The 18,300-nt window shown below is 72.0% G+C and carries 15 protein-coding genes and 1 pseudogene; 9 read left to right on the forward strand and 7 right to left on the reverse strand.

Annotated elements, in window-relative coordinates; translation table 11 throughout:
- Positions 1-255 precede the first annotated feature (255 nt).
- Positions 256-897, forward strand: a complete 642-nt coding sequence (locus tag ACLJQZ_RS09390; RefSeq protein WP_410619643.1) for a response regulator — start codon at positions 256-258, stop codon at positions 895-897.
- Here ACLJQZ_RS09390 and coaE read toward each other — a convergent pair.
- Entirely contained in the window at positions 894-2,078 is a 1,185-nt protein-coding gene (coaE, locus tag ACLJQZ_RS09395) for a dephospho-CoA kinase (protein ID WP_410619644.1), read from the reverse strand. The two genes, ACLJQZ_RS09390 and coaE, sit on opposite strands and share 4 nt — an antisense overlap.
- 230 nt (positions 2,079-2,308) lie before the next feature.
- Between coaE and ACLJQZ_RS09400 the strand changes: the two genes are divergently transcribed.
- Positions 2,309-2,557: a hypothetical protein gene (locus ACLJQZ_RS09400; protein ID WP_247054187.1), complete on the forward strand. Its 249-nt coding sequence runs from the start codon at positions 2,309-2,311 to the stop codon at positions 2,555-2,557.
- A 10-nt stretch (positions 2,558-2,567) separates the two neighbouring features.
- Here the strand turns inward: ACLJQZ_RS09400 and ACLJQZ_RS09405 are convergent, their stop codons facing one another.
- Positions 2,568-3,014, reverse strand: coding sequence for an OsmC family protein (locus ACLJQZ_RS09405; protein WP_410619645.1), 447 nt, complete (start codon positions 3,012-3,014; stop codon positions 2,568-2,570).
- A 347-nt stretch (positions 3,015-3,361) separates the two neighbouring features.
- Positions 3,362-3,757: pseudogene (locus ACLJQZ_RS09410) on the reverse strand (HD domain-containing protein); the annotation flags it as partial.
- Between the two features lie 108 nt (positions 3,758-3,865).
- Here ACLJQZ_RS09410 and ACLJQZ_RS09415 point away from each other — a divergent pair.
- Complete coding sequence (locus tag ACLJQZ_RS09415; RefSeq protein WP_410619995.1) at positions 3,866-4,480, forward strand: TetR/AcrR family transcriptional regulator; 615 nt, start codon at positions 3,866-3,868, stop codon at positions 4,478-4,480.
- Positions 4,481-5,047: 567 nt separating this feature from the next.
- Here the strand turns inward: ACLJQZ_RS09415 and rpsA are convergent.
- Positions 5,048-6,550 carry a 30S ribosomal protein S1 gene (gene rpsA / locus ACLJQZ_RS09420; RefSeq protein WP_410619646.1) on the reverse strand — a complete coding sequence of 501 codons (1,503 nt, stop codon included), beginning with the start codon at positions 6,548-6,550 and terminating at the stop codon, positions 5,048-5,050.
- Positions 6,551-6,886: 336 nt separating this feature from the next.
- Between rpsA and ACLJQZ_RS09425 the strand changes: the two genes are divergently transcribed.
- The 6 genes from ACLJQZ_RS09425 (at position 6,887) to ACLJQZ_RS09450 (ending at position 12,860) form a co-directional block, all read left to right on the forward strand.
- Entirely contained in the window at positions 6,887-7,738 is an 852-nt protein-coding gene (locus ACLJQZ_RS09425; protein WP_410619996.1) for a class I SAM-dependent methyltransferase, read from the forward strand.
- Positions 7,735-8,646: a GNAT family N-acetyltransferase gene (locus ACLJQZ_RS09430; RefSeq protein ID WP_410619647.1), complete on the forward strand. Its 912-nt coding sequence runs from the start codon at positions 7,735-7,737 to the stop codon at positions 8,644-8,646. Before ACLJQZ_RS09425 ends, ACLJQZ_RS09430 begins: the two co-directional genes overlap by 4 nt.
- 20 nt (positions 8,647-8,666) lie before the next feature.
- The gene (locus tag ACLJQZ_RS09435) at positions 8,667-9,587 is read left to right on the forward strand and encodes a GNAT family N-acetyltransferase (RefSeq protein ID WP_410619997.1); all 921 of its coding nucleotides are present in this window, start codon (positions 8,667-8,669) and stop codon (positions 9,585-9,587) included.
- A gap of 107 nt (positions 9,588-9,694) precedes the next feature.
- Positions 9,695-10,399: an ABC transporter ATP-binding protein gene (locus ACLJQZ_RS09440; RefSeq protein WP_410619648.1), complete on the forward strand. Its 705-nt coding sequence runs from the start codon at positions 9,695-9,697 to the stop codon at positions 10,397-10,399.
- Entirely contained in the window at positions 10,396-12,291 is a 1,896-nt protein-coding gene (locus tag ACLJQZ_RS09445) for a YhgE/Pip family protein (RefSeq protein ID WP_410619649.1), read from the forward strand. Before ACLJQZ_RS09440 ends, ACLJQZ_RS09445 begins: the two co-directional genes overlap by 4 nt.
- The gene (locus tag ACLJQZ_RS09450; protein WP_410619650.1) at positions 12,288-12,860 is read left to right on the forward strand and encodes a TetR/AcrR family transcriptional regulator; all 573 of its coding nucleotides are present in this window, start codon (positions 12,288-12,290) and stop codon (positions 12,858-12,860) included. The genes ACLJQZ_RS09445 and ACLJQZ_RS09450 overlap by 4 nt, the downstream gene beginning before the upstream one ends.
- Before the next feature lie 154 nt (positions 12,861-13,014).
- Here ACLJQZ_RS09450 and ACLJQZ_RS09455 read toward each other — a convergent pair whose 3' ends face one another.
- The 3 genes from ACLJQZ_RS09455 to polA form a co-directional block, all read right to left on the reverse strand.
- A complete protein-coding gene (locus tag ACLJQZ_RS09455) occupies positions 13,015-14,625 on the reverse strand; it encodes a serine protease (protein WP_410619651.1) in 1,611 nt (536 codons plus the stop codon).
- 114 nt (positions 14,626-14,739) lie between these two features.
- Positions 14,740-15,273, reverse strand: coding sequence for an EF-hand domain-containing protein (locus ACLJQZ_RS09460; protein ID WP_410619652.1), 534 nt, complete (start codon positions 15,271-15,273; stop codon positions 14,740-14,742).
- Positions 15,274-15,468: 195 nt separating this feature from the next.
- Positions 15,469-18,210: a DNA polymerase I gene (gene polA, locus ACLJQZ_RS09465; protein ID WP_410619653.1), complete on the reverse strand. Its 2,742-nt coding sequence runs from the start codon at positions 18,208-18,210 to the stop codon at positions 15,469-15,471.
- Between the last annotated feature and the right edge of the window lie 90 nt (positions 18,211-18,300).

The raw sequence follows: 18,300 nt of genomic DNA on the forward strand, positions 1-18,300 counted from the left end.
GATCGCGGCCGACGACGTCTCGTTCGACGTCGCTGCTGATCAACACACTCGGCAACGGCGGGCCGCTACACGCGCCGACCGACGGACCGGGCATCTGGATCATCATCACCATCGTGCAGACCGTGGCCATCGGGGTGCGCGCGCCGCCGGGCGCGGCGGCTCGGCCGGTACGCTCCACGTCGAGTCCGAGCCCGGCGCCGGGACCGCGATCTCCGTCGCCCTGCCTGCCGTCCCGCTGCTCCCGGAGGCTCCCGCATGACGATCACCGTGCTGATCGCCGACGACCACCCGATCGTCCTGGACGGCCTGCGCGGCATCCTGTCCGCGGAGCCCGCCCACGGCGAGGAGGGGTTCGAGGTGCTCGGCGAGGCGGCCGACGGCGCCGAAGCCGTCACCCTGGCCGAGCGGCTGCGGCCCGCCGTCGTGCTGATGGACCTGCGGATGCCGGGCACCGACGGCGTCACGGCGATCAGCGAGCTCGCGCGGCTGGGGAACCCGGCGCGGATCCTGGTGCTCACGACGTACGACACCGACTCGGACGTCCTGCCGGCGATCGAGGCGGGCGCGACCGGCTACCTGCTGAAGGACGCGCCGCGCGAGGAGCTGTTCCGCGCGGTCCGGGCGGCGGCCCGCGGGCAGGCCGTGCTCTCCCCCGCCGTCGCCGGCCGGCTGATGGGGCGGATGCGCCGGCCCGCGCGGGAACCGTTGTCACAGCGCGAACTCGAGGTGCTGACGCTGGTCGCGCGCGGCTCGTCGAACAAGGAGACGGCGAAGAAGCTGTTCATCAGCGAGGCGACGGTCAAGACTCACCTGATCCACGTCTACGCGAAGCTCGGGGTGAAGGACCGCGCGGCCGCCGTCGCCGTCGCGTTCGAACGCGGGCTGCTCGGGTCCTAGGGCGTCCAGCCGGTCGTCTCGGCCCACTTCTCGGCCCGGACGAACGCGCCGTTGACCCAGTCCTGCTTCTCGTCGGCGTAGGCGGCGACGTTGCCGTCGGCGGCGTGCGCGTCGGCCAGCCGCAGCTTCACGTCGCGGTAGTCGTCCCGCTCGTCCGGGTGCGCGCGCACGAAGTCGCGGAACAGCAGCGCGAGCCGCCACGCGGGCGTCTCGACGGACCGGACGTGCAGGTTCACCGGCCGTTTCGGGTCGGCGCCGACGTGCAGCCGCTTCGGCCAGGTGCCGTCGCCGTCCTGGGCGTCGTCGGCCCACTCCCCGGCCAGGCGCGGGAAACCGGCGTCGGAGAGCAGCTCGGCGAGCTTGTCGGCGTCGTCCAAAGTGGACACCGTCAGCTGCAGGTCGAGGACGTCCTTGGCCGGCAGGTCCGGCACCGCGGTGGACCCGATGTGGTCGGCGCGCCGGGCCAGCTCGCCGCTCGCGGCGCGGACGCGGGCGAGCACCCGCTCGGCCTGCTGCGGCCAGGTGAGGTCGTACCCGGCGATCTTCGGCGACACCGGGGGCCGCGGCCGGCGCAGCCGGACGTTCGCCTCGAACGGCACCAGCCGGTCCGCCCACAGCGCGTCGACGTCGGCGAGCACCGCGTCCTCGGCACCGCCGTTGTCCAGCCAGACGTCGGCGACGGCGCGGCGCTGCTCGTCGCTCGCCTGCGCCCGGATCCGCGCGCGGGCGTCGGGCTCGGTCATCCCGCGCGCCGACACCAGCCGCCGGACCCGCACCTCGACGGGCGCGTCGACCACGACGACCAGGTGGTACGCCGTCGCGAGCCCGCCCTCGGCCAGCAGCGGGATGTCGTGCACGACGATCGCGTCCGGCGCGGCGGCGGCCATCAGCTCGCCGGTGCGGGCCCCGACCAGCGGGTGCACGATCGCGTTGAGCCGGCGGCGCGACTCGTCGTCGGCGAACGCCTTGGCGGCGAGCACCGGCCGGTCGAGCGAACCGTCGGCGGCCAGGATCTCCGGGCCGAACTCCTCGACGAGCCGGGCGAGCCCCTCGGTGCCGGGCTCGACGACCTCGCGGGCGATCTTGTCGGAGTCCACCAGCACGGCACCGTGTTCGGCGAGCCGGTTCGCCACGGTCGACTTGCCGGCCCCGATCCCACCCGTCAACCCCACACGCAACATGCCGATCACCCTAGTCACGCTCCCCCGGCGGCCGCCGGGTGCAGGTGACCTGCCGGCACCCGCCGCAGCGCACGCTCTGCGCGGTGGGCAGCACACACGGACGGGTGATCCGCAAGCCGATCGTGACGCGTGACTCAACCGAAATGTGGACACGCCGCGTTTCTTGCTCACCTTCATCGGTGCAGATGCGTACCGTGCGCCGCGACGAGGGTCGCCCACACGGAGGAACGATGGCGGACAGCAAGCACGTCGGGAGGCACCGGCTCGGCTCGCCGGGGCTGGTGCACTGCCTGGTTCACCACTCCGTGGCGACGGCCCTGGAGGACTACCGGCGGACGTGGCTGAGCACCCTGCTGGTCCCGGCGAAGCACAGCTTCGCCGGGCTCCGCCGCAAGGCCCGCGCGGCCGCGCTCGAACGCATCTGGGTCCCCGCCGTCGGCGTCGCCACCGTGCGGCCGGTCACGGCGCAGGCCGCCTGACGGGCCCTGCTCAGCGGCCCGTTTCGCGCGTCTCGATCACGATCTCCGACGACAGCGTCCGGTGCACCGGGCACTTGTCGGCGATCAGCATGAGCTTGGCGCGCTGATCGTCGTCGAGGTCGCCGGCCAGCTCGATCTCGCGGGTGATGCGGCTGAGCATCCCGTGCTCGGTCTCGCACTTCTCGCAGTCCTCGGCGTGGATCCGCTCGTGCCGCAGCCGGATCGTCGCGGCCTCCAGCGGGATGCCCTTGCGGTCGGCGTACATCCGCAGCGTGATCGCGGTGCACGACCCCAGCGACGCGAGCAGCAGCTCGTACGGGTTCGGGCCGGCGTCGGCCCCGCCGACGGACACCGGCTCGTCGGCCAGCAGCGTGTGCCCCGCCGTGGTGACCTGCTGCGTGTAGGTGCCGTCGCCGGTCGCGGTGACGACGACCGTGCCGGGTTCGGGATGCTCCATCCGGTTCGGTCCTCCCAGGGTGAGTCCAAGATCGTGGTGACGAAGTCCTGCCGCTCGAAGCCTGGCACGAACCGGGCCAGCACATCGGCTTTGACGTTCCCGAACGCCGTGTCGGGCCGGTCACGGATGCCGTCGGTGAACGCGGCGAGGATGCGGCGCTTGAAGTCCGGCCGCGGGTGCGCGGCGACGATCGCGGCGCGATCCCGCGCGGGCAGGTCGTGGTAGCCGATGCCGAGGACGTCGTACTCGACGCCCGCGGTGACCAGCGCGATCTCCGGCTCCATGTGCTCGGGGATGCCGGGGGTGGTGTGCAGCGCGATGGCCGTCCAGGCGATCCGGGCCCGCTCCGCGTCGACGCCGTGGCCGAGCAGGAAGCGCCGGGCTTCGTCGGCGCCGTCGAGCTCGAAGCGGCGGTCGGTGCGGTGGCGCCCGACCAGGCCGAGGTCGTGGAACAGGGCCGCGACGTAGAGCAGTTCGGCGTCGAAGCCGAGGCCACGGCGCCGGCCCTGCAGCGCGCCGAACAGGTAGACCCGCGAGGAGTGGTCGTACAGGAGCGGGCCGGCGGTGTCGCGCACGAGATCGGCGGCTGCACGGGCCAGCGCGGTGTCGGGGACGGTGATGTCGGCGATGGTGTCGGTCATCAGGAAGCCCTTTCGTCGGTGCTTCCGACGCTGCCAGGGTTCGCCGTGCCCCGACCGGTGCCCATCGGACGGGAATGCCGCACATCCGGACATCCGGCGCATTCCCAAGACGCTGCGGATATCGTATCTTCGGCTGCGGGTGAGTAACCCGAACGCCGTCGTGCGCGGCTGCTGCGAAGGGGGTGCGCCGTGGCCACCAGGCACGTCTCGATGCGCCCCGTCGAACAGGGACACCGCGAGCGCTACCTCGACGCCGCACTGTCGGTGCTGTTCGACCGCGGCGTCACGGCCCTCACGGTGCGCGGCGTGGCCGAGGCCGCCGGCGCGTCGACGATCTCGGTGTACGCCCGCTTCGGCGGCCGCGACGGCCTGCTCGACGCGCTGTACGAGCGCACGTTCGACTCGCTGCGCGAGATGCTGGAGGCGCTGCCGCCGGAGGGTCCCGACGGCCTCGCGGACCTGCTCGACCTGGCGATGGCGTACCGGCACTTCGCCCGCGAAAGCCCGGCGCGCTACGCGTTGATGTTCGAACGCCCGATCCCGGGGTTCGACCCCGACCCGGCGTTGCGCTCGGCCGTGGTGCGCACGACGTTCGGCCTGTTCATCGACCGGGTCCAGCGGATCAGCCCACCCGACGTGGACGCCCGGACGGCGGCGTACCACCTCTGGACGACGATGCACGGCCTGGTCGGCGCGGAGCTGATGCTCGCCTCCCGGACGGCGCTGCCGGAGTGGTTCATCCCGCCGACGGACGAGGCGAACGCGGAGGTGTACCGCCGCGGTGTCACGGCGATGACGACCGGCCTGGGCCTGCGCAACCACTGACCTCACGACCGCGGCCGGCGCGAGGCCGGGGCCGGGGCCGGGGCCGGGGCCGGTCCGGCGGAGGGCGCGAGACTGCTCGAACCGGCGGACGGCTCGTGTGTCCGGACCCGCGACCCGCGTGACTCAGGCCGCGACTCGCGTGATCGGGGCCGGAACTCGGGTGATCGGAGCCGAAACTCACGTACTCGAGCCGCGACTCGCGTGATCAGGGCCGAAACTCGCGTGTCCGGAGCCGGAACTCGCGTGATCGAGGCCGAGACTCACGTACTCGAGCCGCCACCCGCGCCCGAGGGCCGCGACCCGCGTGATCAAGACCGGAACTCGCGTGATCCAGGCCGCGACCAGCGTGATCAGAGCCGGAAGTCGCGTGATCAGGGTCGGGACTCACGTGATCCAGGCCGAAACTCTCGTACTCGGGCCGCGACCAGCGTGATCAGGGCCGGAACTCGCGTGCTTCGGGGCGTGACTCGCGATACCCGGGGCTGGGACGGTGGGGCCGGAACGCAGCGAACCCCGGGCCGTTTCCGGACCGGGGTTCGCTGGGGTTTCAGCTCAGAGAGCTAGTGCTCACGCACCACCGGAGAGCTTCTCGCGGAGTGCCGCGAGCTGCTCGTCGGAGGCGAGGGTGCCACCAGTGCTCTTCGTGTCGGTCGAGGTCGAGCCCGACGAGGTGTAGCTTTCCGCGCCACCCTCGATGCCGGTCGCCGCGTCGGCGGCGGCCTCCGCGTCGGCCTCGACGGCCTTCACGACCTGCTTCATGTGGGCCTCGTAACGAGTGTGGGCCTCGGCGTACTGACGCTCCCACTCCTCACGCTGCTTGTCGAAGCCTTCCTGCCACTCCTGGGTGTCCGGGTCGAAGCCCTCGGGGTAGATGTAGTTGCCCTCGGGGTCGTACTCGGCGGCCATGCCGTACTGGGTCGGGTCGAACTCGGTGTCCGGCGTGACACCCTCGTTCGCCTGCTTCAGCGACAGCGAGATGCGACGGCGCTCGAGGTCGATGTCGATGACCTTGACCATGACGTCGCCGTTGACCTGGACGACCTGCTCCGGGATCTCCACGTGGCGCTCGGCCAGCTCGGAGATGTGGACCAGGCCCTCGATGCCCTCTTCGACGCGCACGAACGCACCGAACGGAACCAGCTTGGTGACCTTGCCCGGCACGATCTGACCGATCGCGTGGGTGCGGGCGAACTGGCGCCACGGGTCTTCCTGGGTCGCCTTCAGCGACAGCGAGACGCGCTCGCGGTCCATGTCGACGTCCAGGACCTCGACCGTGACCTCCTGGCCGACCTCGACGACCTCGGACGGGTGGTCGATGTGCTTCCAGGACAGCTCGGAAACGTGCACCAGGCCGTCGACGCCACCCAGGTCCACGAAGGCACCGAAGTTGACGATGGACGACACGACGCCCTTGCGGACCTGGCCCTTGGCGAGCGCGTTGAGGAACTCGCTGCGCACCTCGGACTGGGTCTGCTCGAGGTAGGCGCGGCGGGACAGGACCACGTTGTTGCGGTTCTTGTCCAGCTCGATGATCTTCGCCTCGAGCTCGCGGCCCACGTAGGGCTGCAGGTCGCGGACGCGGCGCATCTCGACCAGCGACGCGGGCAGGAAGCCGCGCAGGCCGATGTCCAGGATGAGGCCGCCCTTGACGACCTCGATGACGGTGCCCTTGACGGGCTCGTCCTTCTCCTTGAGCTCCTCGATCGTGCCCCAGGCGCGCTCGTACTGCGCGCGCTTCTTGGACAGGATCAGACGGCCTTCCTTGTCCTCCTTCTGGAGGACAAGGGCTTCGACCTCATCGCCGACGGTGACAACCTCAGCCGGGTCGACATCGTGCTTGATGGAGAGCTCACGCGAGGGGATGACGCCCTCGGTCTTGTAGCCGATGTCGAGCAGGACCTCGTCGCGGTCGACCTTGACGATGGTGCCTTCGACGATGTCGCCATCGTTGAAGTACTTGATCGTCTTGTCGATAGCCGCAAGAAAGTCTTCCTCCGACCCGATGTCGTTGATGGCGACCTGAGGGGCCGCGTTCGGGGCGGTCGGGGCGGTGACGGTGTCGATGGTCATTAGGCGGGTTGCTCCGGAGGATGGGAATCGAGGGTTGGCAGTTGTCGGCGCGATGGGGTGTTGGGAGCATGCGACGACCCTGCGAGCAAACGTCCACCAGTGAACGACCGCGGCATGACCCGCAAACGGTGCGCGACCCGAGCCCGAGACGAAGCTGAGCGGAAGGCAGCGCGAACCCACTGCGCTAACACTGATCCTACGCGGCAGTCGCCAGGCGGCACAATCAGGGTCCCCCGGCGATCGCTAAGGTCCTCGCGAAGGCACATCGCAGGCTGGAGGACGCGGGTGGAGCAGGCAGCAGGGCAGCCGCCGGCGGCCGGGACCGGAGACACCATCATGCCACCGAACGAGCCCGCCGCGCCGGGGCGCCACGACGCCGCCGAGCACCGGCTGGGCACGACCGCCGTCGCCTACCGCGAGGTCGGCGGGCCGGAGGCCGCGGCCGCGAACCTCGCCTGGTGGGACGCCGACGCCGACGACTACCAGGCCGAGCACGGCGGGTTCCTCGGCGACGCCGACTTCGTCTGGTGCCCGGAGGGCGTGCGGGAAGACGAGGTGCGGCTGCTCGGCGACGTCCGCGGCAAGCGCGTGCTGGAGGTCGGCTGCGGCCAGGCCGCGTGCGCGCGCTGGCTGCGCGCCCAGGGCGCCGACGCCGTCGCGACCGACCTGTCCGCCGGCATGCTGCGCCACGCCCAGGCCGGCAACGCGCGCACCGGCGTCGCCGTGCCGCTCGTGCAGGCCAACGCCGAATACCTGCCGCTCGCCTCCGGCAGCTTCGACGCGGCCTGCTCGGCGTTCGGCGCGATCCCGTTCGTGGCGTCGGTGGATGCGGTGTTCGCCGAGGTCCACCGGGTGCTGCGGCCCGGCGCGCCGTGGGTGTTCTCGGTGACGCACCCGATGCGGTGGATCTTCCCGGACGACCCGGGCCCGCAGGGGCTCACCGTCACCCAGCCGTACTTCGACCGCACACCCTACGTGGAGGTCGACGACGACGGCGCCGCCACCTACGTCGAGTACCACCACACCCTCGGCGACTACGTGCGCGCGCTGGCCGCCGCCGGGTTCACCCTCACCGACCTGGTCGAGCCGGAGTGGCCGGCGGGGCACACCCGGCCGTGGGGCCAGTGGAGCCCGCTGCGCGGCCGGCTGTTCCCGGGCACCGCGATCTTCCGCACGCACCGCTCGTGACGTCCCTCGAAGACCAGCAGAACGCGCGGTTCGCCGCGCTCGACCCGCAGCTCCCGCCGATCGCGGCCCCGCCCATGACGAGCGAGCCGCTGCTGGTGACCGTGGGCGGCCGGAAGGCGGGCGGCCTGCTGACGCACGCCGTGCACGCGCCGGCGTCGTGGCCCGCGCTATGGGGCCCGGTTGAGATCCACGAGCTGACCGCGGTGCCGGGCGAGACCGGCGCGGCGGGTCTCGCGGCACTGCTGGGCGCGTGGCGCGAGCGGCTGCGCGGGTCGGGCAGCGGGCCGGACTCGGGCTGCATGCTGACCTGGCCGAGCCGGGACGACGAGGCGTCCGCCGTCCTGCTGGCGCACGGCTTCGCGCCGATGACCTGCCTGGCCGTCCGGCCCGTCGAGCCGCCGCCGGACCCGGGCCCGGCGCGGGTGCGCGTCCGGCGGGCCGGCAGCGGCGACGTCGAGGCGCTCACCGAGCTGCGGCTGGCCGAGTGGCGGTACACGTCGCTGGTCGGCACCGCCGTGCCGCGGCCGGACGCGCGGGCCCGGCTGCGCGCGGAGGTCGTCCGCGCGCAGCGGTTCAGCGGCCTGGCCTGGCTGGCCGAGGACGAGGGCGTGCCGGCCGGGATGGCCGCCTGCGCCCTGACCTCGCCGGCGCCGGGCGACAGCATCCACGGCCGGCTGCTCCCGGGGCTCTGGGGCTACGTCGACACGCTGTCGGTGGCGCCCGCGGCGCGCGACGGCGGCATCGGCCGGGCGCTGATGGCGGCGGCCCATCGCACCCTGCTCTCGTACGAGGTGCGCGGTACCTTTCTCTTCTACCACCCGGCGAACCCGCTCTCCCCGGTGTTCTGGCACCGGCAGGGTTATCGTCCACTGTGGACGATGTGGATCCGGCGACCGGCCTGGTCCTGACGGACGACCAGAGGGGAACCATGGACATCGCCGAGCCGCTGCTCGCTGCCCACAAGGCACGCTTCGCGGCCGTCGACGCGCTGCTGCCGCCCGCCGCGCCGCCCGCCGAGGGCCTGCGGCTGGACGCGGCGACGGCGGACGGCACCCAGGTCACCGGCGTGCTGCAGCGGCACCGGCTGGGCCCCGGCGACGCGGCGACGCTGTGGTCGGCCGCCGACACCTGGCAGCTGTTCCCCTACCTCGGCGACACCGGCACCGAGGGCGCCGACCTGCTCTTGCGCGCGCTGAAGGCGCAGCTCGAGAGCGAGGCCACCGGCGACGACTCGGCGTGCGTCGTCGTCTGGCCCAGCCGGGACGCCGAGGCGATCCGCGCCTTCCTCGACCACGGCCTGGTCCCGCTCGGCGCGCTGGGCGTGCGGACCGCTCCCCCGGCCGCGCCGGACCCCTCGGCGACCGTCCGCCGGGCCGGGCCCGCCGACTTCGCCGTGGCGCTGGAGCTGGCGACGGCGACGTTCGACTACACCGGCTTGGTCGCCGCGCCCCGCCGCGCGAACACCGCCGGCCTGCTGGCGCCCGCCCTGCGCGAGGCCCTCGACGCCGAAGAACCGCTGGTCTGGCTGGCCGAGGACGACGGCGAGGTGCGCGCGATGGCGCACTGCGCGTGGGTCGAGGCGACCCCCGGCGGCGCAGCGGCCGAGCTGCTCCCGCCAGGGCGCTGGGGCTACGTGAACAACGTCGTGACCGCGCCCGGCGAGCGGGGCGGCGGCGTCGGCCGGGCGCTGATGGCCCGCGTCCACCGGGAGCTGCACGCGGGCGGCGCGACCGGCACGTACCTCTACTACAACCCGACCAACCCGCTGGCCTCGGTGTTCTGGCACCGGCAGGGCTATCGTCCACTGTGGACGACGTGGGAGGTGCGACCGGCGGCCGCGCTGCGGTGAGTCACCCACTGGTGTGACGTGCGTCCGGTGATCTTGCTCCACACCCCGGCGAGGGCTAGCTTTTGAACTGACCGGTCAGTTCAAAAGTCTTCCACGCTGGAGTCCCCGTGCAGGTCCGAGCCGATCGGGTGTCCCTCGAAGGGCACTACGGCACCTTGTTACCGCCCACCTCGCTGACCATCGGCGAGGGCGACCTGGCGATCGTGCACGGCGAACCCGGCGTCGGCGTCACCGCGTTCGGCCTGGCGCTGGCCGGGCGGCTCAAGCCGAGCACCGGCACGGTCACGGTCGACGGCTCGGACGCCAGGCTGCCCGAGCTCGTCGCGGTCGTCGACGCACCCGAGGTCAGCGAGCCGGACGACGCGCTGCCCCTGCGCGTGGTCGTCGGCGAGGAGCTGGCCCTGGCCCACCGCCCGGCGGGCAAGGAGGACGTCGCCCGCTGGCTCACCGAGCACGACGCGGCGCCGTATGCCGGCACCCGGTTCGAGAACCTCGCCCCCGCCCTGCGCACCCGGCTGCTCACCGAGCTGGCCGCGGCGCGCAAGGGCGTGCGCGTCCTCGTGCTCGACACCCCCGACCGGCACACCAGCGACGTCGACAGCTGGGCCGGGCTGGCCCGCGAGCAGGCCGGACGCGGCCTCGCCGTGGTCGTGCTGACCGCCACGACGCCGGCGTCCGCGCTGCCCTTCACCCCCGCGCGCATCGGTTCGGCCGAGCAGCCGGAGCCGCAGCACTGCCTTCCCGAACTTCCCCAGCCCACCGAAGAGCTCCCTGAGAGCCCGGGGAACGTCACTGACGGAGTTTCCGAATGAACGCCTTCCGGATCGCCCGCAACGAACTGCGGCGGCTGTCCACCGGCACGATGCCCAAGCTGGCGCTGGTCGCGCTCGTGCTGGTGCCGCTGCTCTACGCGTCCTTCTACCTCTACGCGAACTACGACCCGTACGGCCGCCTGGACAAGCTGCCCGCCGCCGTCTTCACCAGCGACATGGGCGCGCAGGACTCCACCGGGCAGCAACGCAACGTCGGCCGTGAGGTGACCGACGAGCTGGTCAAGTCCGGTACGTTCCAGTGGCACGAGGTGTCGGAGCAGGACGCCCGTGACGGCGTCCGCGACGACAAGTACTCCTTCGCGATCGGCATCCCGAGCGGCTTCTCCGCCGCGCTGCTGTCGGTCGGCAACTTCCAGCCGCAGCAGGCGACGATCACGCTGACCACCAACGACGCCAACAACTATCTGTCCGGGACGATCGCGAAACAGGTCGCCGAGCAGGTGCGCAAGACGATCGCGGAGAAGGTCGGCAGCGAGGCCGCGGACCGGTTCCTGGTCGGTTTCTCCACGATCTACGGGAAGATCCAGGAAGCGTCGACCGGCGCGTCGCAGCTCGCGGACGGCGCGTCGCAGCTGAAGGCCGGCCAGCAGCAGCTCGCGAGTGGCGCGGCACAGCTCGCCGACGGCTCCTCGACGCTCGCCACCGGCCTCGGCACGCTCAAGAGCAGCACGGCGGATCTGCCGTCCCAGACGCAGAAACTCGCCGACGGTGCCTCGCAGGTGTCCGCCGGGGACCAGAAGGTCGCCGACGCCGCGTCGGTGGCCGCGACCGCGTCGTCGGACATCCAGGGCAAGCTCGACAGCTACCGCACGCAGCTGCAGACCGATCTCCGGAACGCCGGGGTGCCGGAGGAGCAGGTCACCGCGATCCTCGCGAAGGCCGATCAGCTGCGCTCCCCCGTCGACCAGGCCAACAGCAAGATCCAGCAGGCCAACGGGGATCTCGCGAAGCTGGCCGACGGCGCCAAGCAGGTGTCCGACGGCGCGGCCAAGCTCGCCGCCGCGTCGCCGCAGCTGGCGAACGGCATCGCGCAGGCGTCCGACGGCGCGAACCAGCTCAAGGACGGCGCCGCCAAGCTGAACGACGGCGAGAAGACCGCGGTCACCGGCACGAACCAGCTCGCCGACGGCGCGGTGAAGCTGCGTGACGGGCTTTCGGCCGGGCTCAAGGAGATCCCGAACCCGGACGACCCGACCCGCGCGGCGACGGCCAACACCATCGCGGACCCGGTGGCGGTCAACGCCAACGGCGAGGCGTCGGCCGGGACGTACGGCGCGGGCCTGGCGCCGTTCTTCATCTCGCTGGCCACCTGGATCGGCGCGTTCGTGCTGTTCCTGATCCTGCGCCCGCTCTCGACGCGCGCGCTGACCGCGGGCGCGTCACCGTTCCGGGTCGCTGTGGGCGGCTGGCTGTCCTCGGCACTGCTCGGCATCGCGCAGGTGATCGTCCTGTTCGGCGCGGTGACGTGGCTGGTCGGCATCCACATCGCGCACCCGCTGGGCGCGATCGGGTTCGCGGTGCTGGTGTCGCTGACGTTCACGTCGGTGGTGCACGCGCTCAACGCGTTCTTCGGCGCGGTCGGCAAGTTCCTCGGCCTGGTGCTGCTGGTGCTGCAGCTGGTCAGCGCGGGCGGCACGTTCCCGTGGCAGACCATCCCGGACGCCTTGTACCCACTGCACGTCGTGCTGCCGATGGGGTACGCGATCGACGGCTTCCGGCACCTGTTCTACAGTGGCGCCACCGTGCAGATCCTCGGCGACATCGGCGTGCTGCTGGCCTACCTGGCCGGCGGGATCCTGGTGTCAACCTTGGCCGCGCGCAAACGCCGGGTCTGGACGGTGTCGGCGCTCAAGCCCGAGCTGAGCCTGTGAGCGGCGGGACCAAGCAGAAGCTCTTCGAGGCCACCCTGCGGCTCGCGAAGAGCCGGGGCCTGGTGGGCCTCACCGTCGACGACATCGCCGCCGAGGCGGGCGTCGCGAAGGGCACCGTCTACTACAACTTCGGTTCGAAGGACGGCCTGGTCGACGGCCTCTTGCGCTACGGCGTCGACACGCTCGCCGGGCGGCTGCGCGACGCGGTCAGCGACGCGGACCCGCTCGACGTGATCGAGGCGCAGGTCGACGTGACGCTGGAGTTCATCGCCCGGTATCCGGGGTTTTCGCAGATCCTGGTGAGCGAGCTGTGGCGCACGCCCGGCCAGTGGCACGGCACGCTTTCCTTGCTGCGCGAGGAAATCATCTCGATCGTGAAGAGCCAGCTGTCACGCTTGGAGGAGGCCGGACGGCTGCCGGAGGGAGTCCGGATCCCGACGGCGGCGGCCGGGTTGTTCGGCACGATGCTGGTGGTCGCGCTGGACTGGCAGGTGTTCGGCCCCGAGCGGACGCGGGCGGAGGTCCGGGACGCGGTGATGGTGCTGATCCGCGGCCTGGGCCGCCGCTAGCCGCTTTCGCCGCAGCCGCAGGGCGCCGCCCCCCGTTTTCCACGCTACCGCCCGGCACCGACAGTTCCGGCTCCGAAAGCCGTGAAGGCCTCCTTACCGGCCATAAGAGCCGGGAAGGAGTCCTTCACGGCTTTTCCTTGCGCCGAGCGGAAAGTCAGCCGCGGTCTTCGATGCGGGCGCGGACCGCGGCCGCGTAGGTGTCGACCGCGGTGGCCGCCGCCGTGAGTTCGCAGGGGCCGTCGATCAGCAGGCGCTTCGCCGGGACGTACACCTGCTCCAGCTCCGGGTCGGTCGCGACACCGTGTTCGCGAGCCAGTTCGTTGTCGCCGGCCAGGCGGGCACGCAGTTCCTCGCGGCGGGCGACGAGGCCGTCGAGCACCGCGCGCTGGCGGCGGCCGTCCTCGACCGCCGGGGCGACGGCGTGCTCGTGGCCGTCGATGTGGCGCTCGACCCACTCGGCGTCGCCGTCGACCTCGGCCGAGCGGAGCTGCTTGAGCGTGCCGCGCAGCCGGTGGGCCCGCGCGGGCAGCATCGCGACGCCGGTGAAGCGCGTCGCCACCCGCAGCTGGTAGGCCTCGATCTCGGCGAGCTCCTCGACGGCCTGGGTCAGGACGTCCAGGCGGCCGGCGAGGTCGTCGGTCGCCGGGCGGGCCCGGTCCGTGCTCGCCCGCACCGCCGCCACCCCGGGCGAGGACTTTTCGCGAAAGCCGAGCAGCAGCCGGATGCCGAGCTCGGCCGCGCGGCCGGCGAGCGGCCCGAGCACCTCGCCGACGAGCCGGTCCGGTTCGGCGGAGTCGTCGATCGCGTCGACGACGAGCGTGCGGCCGGCGACGCCGCCGGTGAGCCGTTCTTCGATGCGGTGGCGGACGGCGTCGGCGGTGCGGCCGGTCGCGTCCACCGCGAGGTCGACGCTGCCGGCCGGGGGCATCTGGCCGAGCGCCGGCGGCAGCCCGGGGACGCCGAGCGAGCGTTCGCGGTCGGCCAGCACGATGCCGAAGCGCAGCGCCGCCGCGACGGGCGAGCCGGCCTCGCCGGTGTCGACGACCCAGACGGTGCCGGGCTCGGCCTTGGTGAACCAGTCGACGACGCGCTGCACGAAGGAGACGTCGACGGTTTCGCCGACGAGGCGGGAAAAACTGGCGTCGACGGCCGGGCCGCCGGACGTCCAGATGCTCAGCTGCGGCAGGTGCCCGAGCATGGTCTCGACGGGGATCATCCAGGTCCCGGTGTCCTTGCCGACGACCATGCCGACGACGTGCCCGGTCGCTTCGTCGAGCACCGCGGTGCCGCCGAACCCGGGGCCGAGCGACTCGGCCTCGGCCGTGCGCAGCAACCGGATCCATTCGCCGCCCGGGCCGCCGGGGTGTTCGGCGCCGCCGAGGCGGGCGTGGGTCCAGCGGCCGACCGAGCCGGGCGGGAAACCGAAGGCGCGCACGAGCTGGTGCTCCCCGAGCGGCATCCGGTGCAGCGGCGCGCGGAACACGCGGGACTCGGGGCGTTCGAGGCGCAGCAAGGCGAGGTCGCCGCGGCCACCGCCGTCGGAGGGCACCCAGCACCCTTCGACGACGGTGGCCGTGCCGGGCAACGCCTCGGCCAGGCCGACGAAGTCGACGCTCAACGCGGATCGCGCGCCACCGGCGGTCTCGACGACGTGCGCGCTGGTGAGGACGTGGTACTCGTCGAGTACCGTGCCCGCGCCGCACAGCCGGCCGAGTTCGTCGTGCAGCCGGACCCGCCAGCGTCGTCGCTCACGCTCGAACCCCATTCGGCGGACCCTACGCCGTGATCGGCTCGCGTCGGCGCGGGACCCGCTACCCAGCAGTAACACCTGCCCCGAACGGCGTCCGCCATTCGGCGCAGCGGCGTCCCGGTGGGCGGATCACACGCGGCCGAAAACCCAGCTGCCCGGGGCAGCGGGGTTGTCGCCCGCCCAGAACTCCAGCCAGTGCCCGGTGAACTCCTCGCGGGAGAGCCGGCCGTCACCGTCGAGGTCGAGGTGGGCGAAGATCTCGTCGGTCGGGGTTTCGGTGCCGTTCCAGGCTTCGATCAGCTGCCGGTACTCGGCCGCGGAGATGGCGCCGTCGCCGTTTTCGTCGACGGCTTCGAATATCGCGTCGGCGGTGCCGGTGACCGCGCCGGGTGTCATGGGCAGGTCGTCGACGACGTGGAGGACCTCGTCGAGGGTGACCTTGCCGTCGCGGTCCCGGTCCGACGCCGCGAGCAACGTGCCCCACCAGCCCATCATGATGGCGGCGAGCTTCTGCCCTTCGGCGGTGCTGTCGTCGGTGCCGCGCAGGTCGAGCCATCTCGTGGTGAGCGCCCGGAAATCGGACTCGGTGAGGTAGCCGTCGGCGTCGGCGTCCATCGCGCCGAAGACGCCGGAGATCTTGCGCCGCTGGAAATCGGTGGCCATGGCGGTGGTCCTTTCGGCCGGGCCCGGTGGGCCGTTCGGGCCACCCAGCTTCGTCCGGCGGACCGGCACGCGGCGCCGTCCGGCCGAGTAGTCCCGCCCCACGACCCGGTGATTCCGACGGCGACGCAGCGTAGGCGACGTCCCCCGGACGTGCACGAACCCCGCACCGGACGGTGCGGGGTTCGTGGGGAAACGTCAGTGCGCGGCGTCGTTCCAGGACCGGCCGTAGCCGACCGAGACCTCCAGCGGGACCGCGAGCTCGTAGGCCGAACCCATGCCGTGGCGCACGAGCTTCTCCAGCTCCTCGCGCTCGCCCTCGGCGACTTCGAGCACGAGCTCGTCGTGCACCTGCAGCAGGATCCGGCTCTGCAGCTTCGCCTTGACCAGCTCGCGGTGGACGTTGAGCATCGCGACCTTGATGATGTCGGCCGCGCTGCCCTGGATCGGGGCGTTGAGCGCCATCCGCTCGGCCATCTCGCGGCGCTGGCGGTTGTCGCTGTTGAGGTCCGGCAGGTAGCGGCGGCGGCCGAAGACCGTCTCGGTGTAGCCGTTCTTCGCGGCCACCCCGACGACCGAGTGGAGGTAGTCGCGCACGCCGCCGAAGCGGTCGAAGTACGCCTCCATCTGGGACTTGGCGTCGTCGGTCGAGATCCGCAGCTGCTGCGAAAGCCCGTACGCCGACAGTCCGTACGCGAGGCCGTACGACATCGCCTTGACGCGGTAGCGCAGCTCCGGCGTGATCTCCTCCGGCGGCAGCGAGAACGCCCGCGACGCGACGAACGTGTGCAGGTCCTCGCCGCTGTTGAAGGCCTCGATGAGGCCGGCGTCCTGCGAGAGGTGCGCCATGATCCGCATCTCGATCTGGCTGTAGTCCGCGGTCATCAGCTCGCTGTACCCCGCGCCGACGACGAACGCGTCGCGGATGCGGCGGCCTTCCTCGGTGCGGACCGGGATGTTCTGCAGGTTCGGCTCGGTCGACGACAGCCGCCCGGTGGCCGCGATCGTCTGCAGCAGCGTGGTGTGGATGCGGCCGTCGTCGGCGACGGACTTGATGAGCCCCTCGACCGTCGTGCGCAGCTTCGTCGCGTCCCGGTGCTCCAGCATGTGCTGCAGGAACGGGTGCTCGGTCTTCTCGAACAACCCCTGCAGCGCCTCGGCGTCGGTCGTGTAGCCGGTCTTGGTGCGCTTGGTCTTCGGCATGCCCAGCTCGTCGAACAGCACGACCTGCAGCTGCTTCGGCGAGCCGAGGTTGATCTGCTTGCCGATGACCTCGTACGCGGCTTCGGCGGCCTGCGTGACGCGGCTCAGGTAGTGCGCCTCGAGCGTGGTCAGCTGCTCCAGGTCGACGGCGACCCCGGCGACCTCCAGCGCGGTGATCACCTCCAGCAGCGGCAGCTCCAGCTCGGCGAGCAGCTTCGCGCCGCCGATCTCGTCGAGCTCCTTGTCGAGCGCGCCGGCCAGCTCGAAGACGGCCCGCGCCTTGACGAGCTCCTCCTGGATCTCCTTCTGCTCCAAGCCTTCGGCACCGCCGTCGAGCAGCGACAGCTGCCCGTCGCCGCCGTCGGTCTCCGAGCGCAGCTCGCGGTGCAGGTAGCGCAGCGCGAGGTCGTCCAGGTCGAACGTGCGCTGCCCCGGCCGCACCAGGTACGCGGCCAGCGCGGTGTCCATCGCGAGCCCGGCGAGCGCCCACCCGCGGGCGTGGATCGCGTGCAGCGCGACCTTGAGGTCGTGGCCGGTCTTGTGGATCGCCGGGTCGGCGAACCAGGCGGCGAGCGCCGCGTCGTCGGCCTGGTCCATCGCCGTGACGTCGACGTAGGCGCCTTCGCCGTCGGCCGTCGCGAAGGCGACCGCGCGCAGGTCGGAGCGGACCGAGGTGCCCATGGTGCGGAAGGACAGCGCCACCGGCTCGGCCGGGCCCGCGTGCGCGGTGAGCCACGCCGCCAGCGCGCCGGGGGTCAGCGCGTCACCCGAGACCTCGAACCCTTCGTCGGCCTCGGGTTCGGCGCTCTGCAGCGTCGCGAACAGCCGGTCCCGCAGCACGCGGAACTCCAGCTCGTCGAACAGCGCGTGCACGGCCTCGCGGTCCCACGGGCGCAGCTCCAGCCCGCTCGGGCCGATCTCCAGCTCGACGTCGCGGATCAGCTCGGTCAGCTGGCGGTTCAGCTGCACCGAGCTGAGGTTCGCGCGCAACGCCTCCCCCGCCTTGCCCTTGACCTCGTCGACGCGGTCGATCAGGTCGTCGAGCGAGCCGAACTGCTTGATCCACTTGGCCGCGGTCTTCTCGCCGACGCCGGGGATGTTCGGCAGGTTGTCCGAGGGGTCGCCGCGCAGCGCCGCGAAGTCCGGGTACTGCCGCGGGGTGAGCCCGTACTTCTCCTCGACGGCCTCCGGGGTGAACCGGGTCATCTCCGAGACGCCGCGCTTCGGGTAGAGCACGGTGACGTGCTCGGTGACCAGCTGCAGCGCGTCGCGGTCGCCGGTACAGATGAGGACGTCGAAGTCCTCCGCGGTGGCCTGCGTCGTGAGCGTGGCGATGATGTCGTCGGCTTCGAAGTTCTCCTTCGTCAGCGACGGGATGCCGAGCACGTCCAGGACCTCGCGGACCAGGTCGACCTGGCCGCGGAACTCATCCGGCGTCGCGCTGCGGTTCGCCTTGTAGTCGGCGAAGGTCTCCGACCGGAACGTCTTGCGCGAGAGGTCGAACGCCACCGCGAGGTGGGTCGGCGCTTCGTCGCGCAGGAGGTTGATGAGCATCGACGTGAACCCGAAGACCGCGTTCGTGACCTGCCCGGTCTTGGTCCTGAAGTTCTCGGCGGGCAGCGCGAAGAACGCGCGGTAGGCCATCGAATGGCCGTCGATCAGCAGCAGCTTCGGCCGCTCCGCGACTGCAGTCGTTCCTGTGGCGTTGGCAACGGTCGTCTTCTCACTCGGGCTCACGTGCCCGAGTCTAGGCTGGGGGTACGACACTCTTTGGAACAAGGCATCATCGCCATGTTGGCGACGACTCTTACGTGTCGCATCAGCAGA

The organism is Amycolatopsis sp. cmx-8-4, from assembly GCF_046548675.1.
GTDB lineage: Bacteria > Actinomycetota > Actinomycetes > Mycobacteriales > Pseudonocardiaceae > Amycolatopsis.